13 protein-coding genes are annotated in these 13,877 nt (G+C 36.8%); 2 read left to right on the forward strand and 11 right to left on the reverse strand.

Going from position 1 to position 13,877, the window contains the following annotated elements:
- The first annotated feature begins 31 nt into the window (after positions 1-31).
- Positions 32-2,299: a TonB-dependent receptor gene (locus tag JOE44_RS14665; RefSeq protein WP_209786146.1), complete on the forward strand. Its 2,268-nt coding sequence runs from the start codon at positions 32-34 to the stop codon at positions 2,297-2,299.
- An 81-nt stretch (positions 2,300-2,380) separates the two neighbouring features.
- Complete coding sequence (locus JOE44_RS14670; protein ID WP_209786147.1) at positions 2,381-3,241, forward strand: alpha/beta hydrolase; 861 nt, start codon at positions 2,381-2,383, stop codon at positions 3,239-3,241.
- A gap of 49 nt (positions 3,242-3,290) precedes the next feature.
- Here the strand turns inward: JOE44_RS14670 and JOE44_RS14675 are convergent, their stop codons facing one another.
- From JOE44_RS14675 to JOE44_RS14725, 11 genes are all read right to left on the reverse strand, one after another.
- Positions 3,291-5,045 (reverse strand): discoidin domain-containing protein, encoded by a 1,755-nt coding sequence (locus JOE44_RS14675; protein WP_209786148.1) that lies wholly within the window; start codon positions 5,043-5,045, stop codon positions 3,291-3,293.
- A 27-nt stretch (positions 5,046-5,072) separates the two neighbouring features.
- A complete protein-coding gene (locus JOE44_RS14680) occupies positions 5,073-6,098 on the reverse strand; it encodes a hypothetical protein (protein ID WP_209786149.1) in 1,026 nt (341 codons plus the stop codon).
- 9 nt (positions 6,099-6,107) lie between these two features.
- A complete protein-coding gene (locus JOE44_RS14685) occupies positions 6,108-7,634 on the reverse strand; it encodes an FAD/NAD(P)-binding protein (protein ID WP_245169789.1) in 1,527 nt (508 codons plus the stop codon).
- Between the two features lie 37 nt (positions 7,635-7,671).
- The gene (locus tag JOE44_RS14690; RefSeq protein WP_209786151.1) at positions 7,672-9,186 is read right to left on the reverse strand and encodes a polyamine aminopropyltransferase; all 1,515 of its coding nucleotides are present in this window, start codon (positions 9,184-9,186) and stop codon (positions 7,672-7,674) included.
- Positions 9,179-9,394 (reverse strand): DUF350 domain-containing protein, encoded by a 216-nt coding sequence (locus JOE44_RS14695; protein ID WP_045491052.1) that lies wholly within the window; start codon positions 9,392-9,394, stop codon positions 9,179-9,181. The genes JOE44_RS14690 and JOE44_RS14695 overlap by 8 nt, the downstream gene beginning before the upstream one ends.
- Before the next feature lie 12 nt (positions 9,395-9,406).
- Positions 9,407-9,607: a hypothetical protein gene (locus tag JOE44_RS14700; RefSeq protein ID WP_209786152.1), complete on the reverse strand. Its 201-nt coding sequence runs from the start codon at positions 9,605-9,607 to the stop codon at positions 9,407-9,409.
- Positions 9,604-11,064: a DUF4178 domain-containing protein gene (locus tag JOE44_RS14705; protein WP_209786153.1), complete on the reverse strand. Its 1,461-nt coding sequence runs from the start codon at positions 11,062-11,064 to the stop codon at positions 9,604-9,606. Before JOE44_RS14705 ends, JOE44_RS14700 begins: the two co-directional genes overlap by 4 nt.
- 3 nt (positions 11,065-11,067) lie before the next feature.
- Entirely contained in the window at positions 11,068-11,427 is a 360-nt protein-coding gene (locus JOE44_RS14710) for an S-adenosylmethionine decarboxylase (protein WP_105683354.1), read from the reverse strand.
- Positions 11,428-11,447: 20 nt separating this feature from the next.
- Positions 11,448-12,371 (reverse strand): arginine deiminase-related protein, encoded by a 924-nt coding sequence (locus JOE44_RS14715; protein ID WP_209786154.1) that lies wholly within the window; start codon positions 12,369-12,371, stop codon positions 11,448-11,450.
- Between the two features lie 58 nt (positions 12,372-12,429).
- On the reverse strand, positions 12,430-12,834 hold the full coding sequence (locus JOE44_RS14720; protein WP_209786155.1) for a four helix bundle protein: 405 nt from the start codon (positions 12,832-12,834) through the stop codon (positions 12,430-12,432).
- A gap of 105 nt (positions 12,835-12,939) precedes the next feature.
- Positions 12,940-13,854, reverse strand: coding sequence for an arginine deiminase family protein (locus JOE44_RS14725; RefSeq protein WP_209786156.1), 915 nt, complete (start codon positions 13,852-13,854; stop codon positions 12,940-12,942).
- Positions 13,855-13,877: the final 23 nt, after the last annotated feature.

Below are 13,877 nucleotides of genomic sequence, written 5' to 3' on the forward strand. Positions count from 1 at the left end.
CCCACTAAATCCATTCTTAAATAAAAACAACATGAAACGTATAATTTTGTCAATGGCCATCGTATTTGGTACTTGCGCATTTGCTCAGGAAAAGAAATCTGATACGGCAAAAACAAAAAATATAGAAGGAGTTACCATCACAAAACAGGTTTTTAAAAAGCAAAGTGACCGTTTTGTATATGATGTAGCAGCATCTCCTGTAGCCAAAGGAAATACCACTTTTGATCTCCTTAAACAGACTCCGTTATTATCTTCCACAGATGATAAAACATTGAAAATTGCAGGAAAAAATAATGCTCTGATCTATATCAACGGAAGAAAAAGCAATATGGATTCTGAGTCTCTGGCTCAGTTTCTGAAAAATACTCCGGCTGAAAACATCCAGAAAATTGAAGTAATTACAGTACCCGGAAGTGAGTATCAGGTAGAATCATCTGATGGGATTATCAATATCGTTTTAAAGAAAAAAATGAGTGATGGCCTCAACGGAAACATGAGAATGTCTAATACTACCAATAAATATAACGGGAGCCAGGCAAGCTTCTCAGCCAACTACAGAAAAAACAAACTGGGAGTAAGCGCCAGTCTTAGTGGTGGTGAAAATATTGAGGCACAAACTTACACATTAAGAAACGGAACAGCCAAGACTTCTAACGAATCTACGGGAGATATTAATGATCCGAATAAAAACATCGGGGGCTATCTGAATATTGATTACCAGCTGAACGACAAAAGCAATCTGGCTTTATCATGGAATACCTGGGCTAATAAAAGTTATAATTCAACGGTAGCCTTGTTTAATACCATAAAAAAAGAAAACGCAAAAGAACCAGAATATACATGGTCCAAAAACAAAGAAGATGCGCGATCTTATAACAATTCTGTGAATTTAAATTATGAATTAAAAACAGATTCATTAGGCAGTAAACTGAATGTAAATGCAGCTTATCTTAACTACAGAAGATTTCAGTTCACAGATAACCAAACCTTCGCTTCGGATATTGACAGAGTTGTAGGGACAAGAACAAGACAAGTTATTCAGGACCTTCCACAGATCATTAATAACTTCTCAGGAATGGTGGATTATAATCAAAAGTTTAAAAATGATCTGACTGTATCTATAGGCGGAAATTACAACAAAACCAAAACAGATAACGATTCTAAAAACACTACTTATTCTTTTAATCCCGTAAAAGATCCGGATTCAAGACCTAACCATTTTATCTATGATGAAAATATCTACGGAATGTATATTACCGTTGAGAAAAAAATTTCCGACAAACTTTCTGGAAAAGTAGGAGCCCGATACGAGATTACAAACAGTTTGGGAACTTCTGACAACGCTCCCACAGAAGCTCTTAGAAGAATTGAAAGAAATTACAAAAACCTTCTTCCCTATCTAAGCCTGAATTATGCCATTAATGATAAAAACAATATCTCTTATTCCTTCTCTAGCAGAATGAGAAGACCAAGTTTCTGGGAACTTAATCCGGTAAGAAACATCCTGACAGATGATAATTATACTCAGAATGACCCATTTGTAAAGGCTTCTTCCACCTATAATCAGGAGCTTACTTATATGTACAAAAATTCATATTTCCTGATTTTAAACCATTCTTATATTCAGGATGCGATCACACAGGTTCCACTGCAGGGCTATCCTGTATCACCTGAAGGCAAAATAGGAGAAAATCCTGCTTTAAGGTATATCAGAACCAATTTTGGGAATAAGCAGGAAATGTCCGCAATGGTAGGTATTCAGAAATCGTTTTTCAAACAATACTGGACAACCAACTTTAATATTGGGGTACAGCATAATATTAACAATGGGAGTCTTGATACTGATCCTACTACCGGAGACCGCTTCAAAGATGATAAAGGACCTGAAGGAAAATTTATTACCTATACCAATAAAACCAATTCTACCAGTCTTCTGATCCAGACCAACAATACCATCCGTCTTGATAAAAAGAAAACATGGTTCTTCGGACTTAATTACTTCTTTGTAGACAAGCAGCAGATTGAGCTTGGTTCTTTGAAAAATTTAATGAGTTTAGACCTCAGCCTTAAGAAAATGTGGAACGACTGGACTTTTGCAGTAAATGTAAATGATGTTCTTAATACCAATATCGTTAAAATTGAAGACTTTCAGGAAAACGGAAATTACAATTATATCCATCAAAACCGTTACAACAGAAGTTTAACAGTAAGCCTTACCTATAATTTCGGAAATCAGAAAGTGAAAAAGGTAAGAGACATCGAAGGGGCTTCAGATGCTATCAAAAGCAGAACAAGATAAAAAGAAATTTCTTTCTTCATATTCAATTATTCTTACAGTATCCGCTGATTCTTTTCAGCGGATTTTTTATATTTAATAGTTATGAAAAAAGATGTACCTATTATTTTGATTTGCCTAGTCTTACTTTTTACATGGAATGGCTGTAAAGAAAAGAAGATAGAACTGGGCCAAGATATCCACTTTGATAAAGAGGAAAATATTCATTATGGAAACAGCCCGGAACAGATTATGGACCTCTATATTCCCGCCAAAAAATCTCAGGGTAAAAAAGAGGTGTTCATTATTATTCATGGTGGAGGCTGGCGTAGTGGAAATAAATCACAGCTCACCTTCTTCACCCTTTCTCTAATGCAGAAGTTTCCTGATTATGTTTTTGTTAATATGAACTACAGACTGGTTTCAGAAACCAATTATGGACTGCCTAATCAAATGAATGATATTAAAGAGGTTTCCGCTTTCTTAGAAAAGAAACTCAGGTACAACCCTAAATTAATATTATTAGGAAACAGTGCCGGAGGACATTTATCCATGCTATATGCTTATAAATTCGACACAGATAAAAGGATAAAAGCAGTTGTTAATATTGTTGGCCCTGCTGACCTTTCCGATCCAGGCTTCAAAAATTATCAGGAATATTCTTTTGTGGAAAGAAGATTGGTAGATCCTCGTGTATCAGGACTTGGAATATCCAGAATAGATTTTGCCAGTCCTGTTAAATGGATAAATGAAAATTCTCCTCCTACTCTATCTTATTACGGCAATTCGGATCGCGTGATTCCTTCTACTCAAGAAAAGATCTTAGATTCAACTTTAAATAAAAATCAAGTTATCCATGAATCTTATCAATTCAATGGCGGACATCTGGATTGGGATAAACAGCCCAATGATCAATTTCTTATAGATAAAATTGAAACTTTTCTTAAAAAAGCAGGCAAAAAATAACACGTTCTGATATTTCAAAACGTGTCATTTTTTTATCTTTTAAATTGATTTATTCAGATTTTGCCACAGCTGTTCTTTCTGAAACACCATTCGCATTGAAAGCTTCAATCTGGAAATAGTAAGCATCCGTTCTGTCTGCACCCGTGAAGAAATATTCATTCTTTCCGTAGACCATAATGCTCCCGTACAATTTATCCGGCGTCTTTCCAAAATAGATTACATAGCCGTCTGCTTCAGGATTCTGCTGCCATTTCATCCAGATACTTCTTCTTTCCCCATATTTTTTAGGATCGGCTCTTAAAGGTACGAAACCCTCTACTTTGGCAGGCTGCTTTCCGGCTCCTTTTCCAAATACTCTAAAACCGCTTAATGCAAATTTCCCGGTAGGCATTTTCATGTTTTCCATTTTAAGGAAACGGGCTTTTGCGGGTTGCTCCAATTCAACATAGTCGTGCGGAACATCTTTCGTATTCCTGCTTTTATCCACAATCACATTCCATTTCTTCCCGTCATTAGATCCATAGATTTTATACTGATGCATTTTTCCCAAAGTTTTCCCCATAAACTCTGCATCCTGATCTGCATAATTGATCTGAATGGCATTAATAGTAGAAACTTCCCCAAGATCAGTCTGGAACCATTCTCCTGAATTTCCTGTTTTAGCACTCCAATAGGTCTTGATATCTTCATCCACAGCATAATTGGACTGATATCCTCCTAAAGTAGATGAAACCTGCACCGGTTTATTATAATTCAGCAGCATCCATCCGGCAAAAAGACCTTTTGTAAAATCTTTTCCCTGAGCATACTGTGGAAGATAAGTTGGATAATCTCCATAAGCCGTATTACAGTACATTACATCGTCTTTATCAAAACCTGCCGGCCAGATTCCCAGCCTTCTTTCAAAATTATTTTTGGTGGAAATAAAGATGGTCGAAATATGCCACCAGTTTTTATAATTGTCTTCAAAAGTAGCTCCATGGCCTGCTCCTCTGGCAAAACCACCCGGTTTATAGGAAAATGGATTATGCTGTTGGTATTCGAAACCTTCCAAAGGATTTTTACTTACGTATACTCCATCGGAATATCCACTGAATTCTGTTGCGGGAGCACCATACTGCATATAATATTTCCCGTTATGCTTCGTCATCCAGGCGCCTTCTACAAAAGGCTGAAGAAAGACATTGTCATTGTATTCCCCGAAACGTTCCCAGCCATGGTCTTCAGGTTTCAGTTTAAGAATGGGTTTTACAAAACCTTCAGACTGAAGATTTTTCACTTTTACCTCTGTTCCTAATAATGGCCATTCGTTGCTTGAGCCCCAGTAGAGGTATAATTTATTTTTATCTTCATCATAATGAAATGCCGGATCCCAAGCTCCTACTTTTAACGTATCCACTGCAATTTTCCAGTCATCTTTGGTTGGGTTTGTACTTTTCCAGATGGGAAAGTCCTGTTCCCATGTGGAACCATAGACATAGAGAGTATCTTTCATTGCCCAGACAGCCGGAGCATTAAGATCATGGGTATATTTATTATCTCTGAGGAATTTCCTTTTTACAAATTTCCAGTCCAGCATATCATCGCTATACCAGTATCCTTCCTGGTTTGTAGAAAAAAGAAACAGTTTATTCTTAAAATTAACAATTACCGGATCTGCTGTAGCACGGTGTTTTCCCTGTTTTGAAAAAACTTCGAAAGGAGTATAACCATAATCAATGTTAATAGGATTACAGAACGTTTTCTGCTGGGCTCCTACAATAATTCCAAGAAAAATTGCTAATGCCAGAAAATATTGTCTCATTTTTAGATTTTAAAGATTATCGCAAAGTTAGCTAACTTTTTTGGGTTTTCTCCAAATAAAGCCATCCAGGAGATAATGAGTAAGTTGTGGAACGACCAGCAATGGAATGAGAAACTGAAATAATTTTTCTGACACCATTATATTGAGGGAAAAATGTTCATTCCACACTAAAGTTTCCCATAAAAGTTCTTCCAAAAAGGCAAAACCTAAAATAACTCCTACAAACAAAAATATTCCTGAAGCGGATTTAAAAATAGACATCCAGTTCAGCTGGGGATTTTCTTTTTGTTTGATTTCCCGGATATAGATCAATGCGACATAAGGAATTCCGTGGGAGACGACATTGAGAAAAGTAAAAAGAAGATCATTGTTAAAGTAAACAATCCCAAAATACCAGGAAAGGAAAGTTCCGCTAATCAATGCTGCTTTAGGAATATTAATATTTTTTGTTTTAAAAACTTCAAAAGCAGTTTTGATAATCCAAATGGTAAGAATGGTGAAATATACTATGGTCATCAAAGGGACATAATCCGGAAGATTTTTAAGCCAGTCAAACTCATTGCTGACAAACCATGTAAAAGCACGCGGTGTTTTAAACCAATACAGCATGGGATAAATGGTAGCAGAATAAACGGCCACCTCATCTATTTTCTTACTCCAGTTATTTAGTTCGAAGCGGGCGTAGATTCTCATAAAACCATATTGCTGGCGTATAAAATGAAAAACAGCGACCAATGCAAGAACTGACCAGAATGTCAGGCTTCCCAATTGAAACAGAATAATTCCCAATATCCAGCTCACAAAGGGAATTCCCAGATAAAGCAGTTTATTTTTCTGAATTTCACCTTTTACAAAATACGTTTTGAACAGGGTGGAATATACGTGTGCCACATCCACAAAAACAATCAGAAAAAGCCATGTGTAAAAAGAATAATGGTTTTCCAGCCCCTGAATCTGTTTCTGAAAAAGAAAAATAATCAGCACCACCACGAAAGGCGGTGATAAAATAAACCACCAGTCTGTTTTTGCGTTATGTATCCAGGGTTGTTTCATCGTATCATTTTATATCATTTGGCCCGCAGTCCGGATTCCCTGATAAAAGGCTTCTTCAAAAATAGATATTCCTGAAAGATCAGAATGAGCAAAGAAAATTTTATCTTCAATAGGTTCTTTTGCTTTCCGGGTTTCTTCTCCAAAAATCTGGTTAGGAACCGGCGCTATCATAGCATGTCCTATTTTATGAAACTGCATTTCCAGAATAAAATCTTCTATCAGAGGGTGTGCTTTCTTCAGATCATTTAAAACTAAATCTTTCAGTTCAGCGTCTTTCATGGCATACAGCTTTTTCCTTGCTTTTCTGCAATCTCCAGTTGAAAAACTCTTATAGTGGGTAATTACTTTTTCACCCATAATCTGGTTAAGATTCTGATGCTGGTCAAAGATATACCCCAATCCGGAAGATCCGTAGATTACGTTATCCCAGGCCAACTCTTCATCTCCTCCGAATTCATTCTTCAAAGTAATGGTTGTTAAAAGCCAGGGTACATAATTGAATGACGATGCCTTTTTATGATTTAAAATTCTTTCATTGACAAACTGAGGCGATGCAAACAGTACTTTATCAGCAATGATCTTTTGGGTTTTCTTTTGCGTATTGTCAAAACTCAGTACCTCAACTTTATCATTGAGTTTTACCTCAAAGACAAGATTACCGGACAAATGCTTTCCCTCAGTATATTTTGAGAAATGTTTTGCCAGCCTTGCATTGCCTTCCGGCCATGTAAATACCTGATCTTTGTATTGGGTGCTCCAGTTATTTTTTCTTCCGGCGAAATAATGAATTCCAGCCCATGCCGAGACATACTCTATTCCTAATCCGAAATCGTCTCTGCAGGAATAGTCTAACAGCCAGAGAAGTTCTTCGGAGTGATAATTATTTTCTTTGAGCCAGTCTTTGAAAATGAGCTTTTCAAGGTTTACAGCCTCATCATCTCTGCTTGAATCATGTACCGGGATAGCAAACCAATATTTCCCCTGTGCATCTTTCTTTACACGCAGTTCATCCATCAGCTTAAAAAAGCGGCTGAGCTCTTGCTGTGTTTCGGGGGAAATACCTCTTTGAGGAACAATATCGTTTTGCCAGAAATTTTTATAGAACAGTCTTTCCTGTTGTGGAAAAGTCATTTGGTATTCATCAAGAATAGGTTCCCCGTTCTCATCACTTCCAAGACAGATTCCGCATTCTTTAAGAAATTCTATGATTTCTATGTTCTCTTTATTGGGTAAAGGCAGGTAATGCGCACCTAAAGGAAATTTAGAAAATGAATTTTGTCCGTTTGAAGAATTTCCTCCCAGATGGTTTTCCATTTCCAGGAGAAGGTAATCATTTTCGTTATTCAGGTTAAAAAAGCGACATGCCGAAAGCCCGGAAATCCCACCACCAACGATAAGATATTTTGTGTGGATAACTTCTGAAAACGGTGGAAAATCTTTTGCCCAAAGCTGATGCCCGAGAACATGATTCGTACCTGTTATCTTCAGTAATAATGACTTTACCTTCTTTCCACAATACTGGAGAAAAGGGAGCATAAGACTACCTAAAAATATAGTTTTAAGAAAATCCTTTCTACTGTACTTTTCCCCACTCTTCATCAAAATAACGAACTAATATCTGGTTGTCCAGACGGTTAACTTCTACGTCTTTCACTTTCATATCTTTATTAAAATAGGACATCTGTGAAAAGTTGTAATCATAATATTTTAACCCAGGAATTTTTCTGTAGATCCTGTTGTTGATCGGTTCAAACGAAGCCATAGAAAATCCCCATTCCCCAAAAGACGGAACATAGGTGTGATATGCGGCTGTGAAAGGAAAAATCTGATTGATCGTTTTTTCTATACACCAGAAAGATTTCGGAGCAAAATACGGAGAGGTGGTTTGAACCACAATTTTGGTATCAAGAGTCGTCAATCTTTCCAGTTCTTTATAAAACTGCAGGGAATAGAGTTTTCCCAAGCTGTAATTGGATGGATCGGGAAAGTCGATGATAATGACATCAAACTTTTTTTTGTTCTCTTTAACCCAAATATAGGCGTCTTTGTTGATGACTTCCACTTTAGGATTGGAAAAAGAACTTTGGTTCAGTCTGCGCATGGTTTCATTGGTCTTGAAAAACTGAGTCATTTCACCATCCAAATCCACAAGCGTTATTTTTTTAACGTCTTTGTATTTCAATACTTCTCTTGCAGCAAAACCATCTCCTCCTCCCAGAATCAGAACGTGATCAATATTTTTTGCCATAGACATCGCAGGATGTACTAGGGCTTCATGATAACGGTATTCATCAGTGGATGAAAACTGTAAGTTGTTATTTAAATAGAGACGAAACTCATGCGTATTTCTCGTCAGCACAATTCTCTGATAGGGTGAGCTTTTGGTATACACTACATTTTCACCATATAATTTTTCTTCGGAATAAGACAAAATAGTATCTGAGAAAATGAAAAGTCCCAGCAGAAAAACAAAGGCTGCAATAGACTTTACTTTTAAGGAGAATGGTTTCGACAATTCTTTTTTAAGGTAGTAACATAGAAATATTGCAATAGAGATATTAATCAATCCGAAAAATAAAGGCGTTTTTACAATTCCCAGCTTCGGAATTAACACCAATGGAAAAAGAATCGAAGCCAGTAAAGCTCCGATATAATCGAATGCAAAGACATTTGAAACTAAATCTTTAAACTGCACTCTGTCTTTCAGAATGTTCATCAAAAGCGGAATTTCTACTCCAACGAGGCATCCTGTGAAAAAGACAAAAAGATAGAGAACGCTTTCAAAATGGGCAAGGGTATTGAACAAAATAAACAGTACAACAGAACTGATTCCGCCCACTATTCCTACAAGGATTTCGATTTCAACGAATTTATCAATAAGATTTCCCTTGATGAATTTCGCAAAGTAAGAACCTACTCCCATTGAAAACAGATACACCCCGATAATGAAAGAAAACTGCTTTACAGAGTCTCCTAAAAGATAGCTCGCCAGGGCTCCGGCCACCAATTCATAAATCAATCCACATGTAGCAATGACGAATACTGAAAACAATAAAAGCAGCTCAAGAGGAATCCTCTTCTTATCCATGAATCGCAGCGCTTATAATCATTGAAATTCCGATGATAAATGCTCCGAAAACAATAGCCAGTGCTATATTTTTGTTCTGAGCGATCTCATGCCATGTTTTTTCCGGGGTAAGTTTTTCAATAATGAAATAGCATACCAGCAGAATAGCGATTCCCAGAAATGAGTAAAGTACCGAGTTTAATATGGGTAAGAAATTGATGTTGTCCATAGTTTTATATTTTTATTTGTGATAGTATCTGTAGAATCCAACTCCTCCTCTGGAGTGGCTTTTTGTAGTTCCGTCGCGGTATGTTTCTGTTTTGGCACAGTCACAGACCTGATTTCCCTGGTAGGTAAGGTATACAAACAGGGTTATGAAAAATCCTCCGATCAGGCAGAGCATCAGGTTTTGTCTTATGTAACTTAAAATATTGTTCATCATGATGTAGAATAAGGGGTGTTTGAACTGTTCTTCCATTTCTTCACATTAAAGGAATGTTTTCCCATAAGCATCGCTACAAACAGAATAATCATTATGAATAAAATAACTCCGAAATTCCAGAATGAGACAGGAAGCCAGGTTGCTTTGATCTTAACATCATTGTTTGATGCAACAATATCCGTTGTAAGCTTTAGTCCTTCAGCATTGATCAGGGAATCTATTTTTGAAGTTCCAAAGGATGCTTTCACCAGTTTACCCAATTCTGTGGTATCTTTTTCAAGGGTTCTTCCGTCTATGAAAGTGGTAGATTGTGCTGTATAGAGATCAGTAACATCCAGAACCCCGGATTTATCCCTGGAGATCAATACTTTCGAATCTGACGACTGAAGACCGGAAAATGCAGGTAATAATGATCCTTCTTTTTCAGCTGAAATAAGGAAATGATATTTTCCCGAGCTTACTCCACAGAGGTTGAATTCTTCCGACTGATTTCCTTCCGACCAGCTTTCGCCATCTTCATAACCGTGGTATTGTTCAATATCTTTTGAAGTATATACCACCTCGTTAGTATTCTCATTCACAAGACTCAGCTGAATATTCGCCCATGAATTATCAACCGCTGAAAAAGCATTGACTTTTAATGGTGCTGAGCCGCCCGAAAGGGTAAAGCTTTTACTGACAAGCTCTTTATCTTTTACATCAGCGAAGTTGATCGACTGCTCAAAAACAGTTTCGTTTGTTCTTGAGATATAAACATACAACTGAAGCAGACATATCATTAATGCTGCTACACAAAAGATGTTTAAAGCCTGTTTCATATCGAAATAATAAGGCTGAACAATCCCAACTCCTGTATAATAGGGCATATTAGCTATTTTAAAAGCTCTTTTAACCTCATATTTTGAAATATGCACCCCATAAAAATACTGACTTTTTTTGCTGCTCTTCTCCTGAGAGATCATGCGTGTTCCGTTGACGTATTCTTTATAGGTAGCAATGCTGAAATCCAGATGTTCATCAAAAAAACCGGCGGCAGCCTCAATACTGCATTGAGAATTTTCGTACCAGCGATACGTTCGCCCGGCAAAGGTTGGTAATTTCGAGCTTTTACTTTTAAAATCGTCAGGATGCATTGGAATTAGGAAAACCCAATGCCCATCACTTTCGCTCAGGAAAGCATCATTTCCTTTGCTGTCTTTGAGATAATATTCGCGCCAGAAAATACTGGAACCATACCGCTTGACAATAATGGCAACAACAGTATATTCTTCCTCTCCTATTTTTCCTTTTTGCCCGACATCCAACGCAACGTTTTCTGTAGGGACTTTCAAATGTTTAATCTTTTTGTTTTCAGCTACATCAATGAGATGAGAACAGGTATTGCAAACATATTCTTCAACAGGAAAAGTGAGGTCTAATTTATTTTCTGATTCGCATGCTGGGCAGACATAGTGCATTTGTTATCTGTAAATTTTGTGTTTCTGAATGGTATTAGCTTTAAAATACTGAACCACCTCATCTGCAATCTGCTCTACTTTTGTGGTATTGTCCTGTGAATAATTGCAAAGGAAAACATCAAAAGTAAGCTGTTTAAACTCCGGCCACGTATGAATACAAAGGTGAGATTCTTTAAGGATTACTGCGGAAGTAAAGCTTTCATTTTCAAAAATATGATTGGTTACTCCTACAATTTCCACCTCTTTGGTTTTCAGAATTTCTTCTGTAAACTCGAGAAAACCTTTGCTGTCTAATAACAAATCTTCTGACTCTGTTTCCAAAGTCAGAAGAATATGTAAACCTTTACTTGATAATGGGTTCAATTAATTTTTTCGTAAATATATTATTTTTTTGGAAGAAAAACCTCAGCAAGCATACATCTTGCACTTCCTCCTCCATTTACTTCAATGGTATTCAGGTCTGAATAGATAATTTCGCAGTATTTTTCAATCGCTGCCACCTGATCTGCAGCTAAAGACTGGTAAGCAGTCTGGCTCATTACCAGGAATTTCTCACCGTCTTTATTTTGAACCTGAAGCATATTTCCCGCAAACTGCTGCATCTGCTCTTCTGAAATTTCGATGATTTCTTTTCCGGAACCTTTAATAGTTTCTGTTACTTTTTCTCTTTCCAGCTCATCATCAATACAGTCCAGGCAGATTACGACAAACTTATCCGCTACACACATCATGACATTGGTGTGGTAGATCGGAAGTCTTTCTGTTCCTACCGTCTGAAATGAGTGAAAAACAACCGGAGTGAACCCGAATTTTGTACAGAATTCTCTGAACAGTTTTTCATCCAGCCTCAAAGAAACGGAACCGTAAGCAATTTTATTATCGTGATCGAAAATCATACTTCCCGTGCCTTCCAGGAAATGTCCCTGAGTTTCAGGAAAAGACCAGTCATCAATTTCAGCAACTTCAAAGCCCTGATCTTTGATGCTTTCAATAATATCTTCTCTCCTTTCCACTCTTCTGTTGGAAGCGAACATCGGATATAAAACTACTTTCCCGTCTTTATGGAAACTTACCCAGTTGTTTGGGAAAATAGAATCCGGAGTATGAGGATTCAACGTATCTTTTATCGTGATTACATTGATTCCTTTTCCTCTCAGTTTTCCAACAAAGGTGTTGAACTCCGCCAAAGCTTTCGACTGGATATCAGAACCCGTTTGTTCTACCTGAAAGTAATTGTTTTTCGCTGTTTCAGCGTTATAACCGAATGCAATCGGTTCTATCATTAATACTGTATCTGTTGTTTGCATTTTTTCTAAGTTTGAGGGTGATAGCGTATGAATGTTTGAGTGTTTTCACAACGGTTTATCAATTATTTTCTTCCTTTTTAATCGGAGAAAATGAACACCATTTTTCTGACTGACTCATCATATTAACTAACATTCCTATTATTTGATTATATTCTTTGTGCAGATGATCATACTGCTCTTCATTTATATACTTACAAGCAAAAGCGAATTGAAGCCATGTTTGGGTTTCTCTTGCTTCTCCCTCTGAATCCGTAAGCTTAGCGATGAAGGATTTTTCATATTTTCTTTTTCCCCAAGCCTCGCTAATATTTGCAGTTACAGATCTTGATGATCTTCTTATCTGATCTGTAAGTGAATAAAGTTCTTCTTTCGGATAGGATTTTGAGAATTCATAAATCAGTTGTGCTGTTTCAAATGATTTTTGATAAACTTTTAGGTCCTGATGAAATTTAATTGTTGACATACCTAATATTTGTTTAAAATTAAAAAAATATTTAAACCCACCAACACTATAACTCCCAGAACTTAAAACACTTACACTCTCAAATCCTAAAACGCTCCCACTCAATTATTCTCTCACAAGCGGCATTGTAGAGCATCTCAACAAGCCTCCCATTTTAGAGATTTCTCTGTAAGGAATTTCTTCAACGGTCATTCCCCATTCGTTTCTCAGGTGATCATTCATTCTGGTGAATGCTTTGTCTGAAACTACTACATCAGGTGAAATGGAGAAAATATTCGGGAACATTTCAAACATTTCTTCATCATTGATGTGGAAACAGTTTTCTTCTCCGAAAATATCGATGATTAAACGGTAATCGCTTTCATCCACAAACCCGTTTTTATAAATGATACATTTGTCTTCTCCTACCGGATTAAATGTGCAGTCCAAATGCAGAATACCTTCAAACGGAACTTTATCGTTTTTTTTCAGTTCCAGATCAATGATTCTTTTCTTTGGAAAATATTCTTTCAAGATTTCAATGGCATACTCGTTGGTTCTTGCCGTTTTATAGTTTCTGTAATCCTCGCTGAAGCAGGTTCCGATAAAAATAAAATCATTCCATACAATTACATCTCCTCCTTCAATGTGTGCTGTTTCCGGAAGGTTAATGATCTTTCTCCATGCTACTTTTTCAAAAACGCTTTTGTATGCTTCCTGCTCGTCTGCTCTGTCTGCGATCACATTAGAAATGATCATTTTGTCATCAATTACAAAGGCTACATCTCTGGAAAAAACCTGGTTGTAGTCTTTGATGATACTTGGACGCAGTACTTCAACGCCATACTTTTTTAACACTGCTTCAAAAGCATTCATTTCATTGATAATATCCTCTTCTTTAGGATAAATGTTGTGTTCGATTGAATAATATGACTTTGCGTCATAACTTTCCTCTAGGGTGGGAACTGCTCCCAATGAATTAGGCTGGCCTAGAACTACTGACTTCAGCCTCCCCGTTTCGTTTTTAATGTTTAGTCTCATAAAGATTTATGCAATACTACAAA

This window comes from Chryseobacterium sp. PvR013, assembly GCF_017833095.1.
Lineage (GTDB): Bacteria > Bacteroidota > Bacteroidia > Flavobacteriales > Weeksellaceae > Chryseobacterium > Chryseobacterium culicis_A.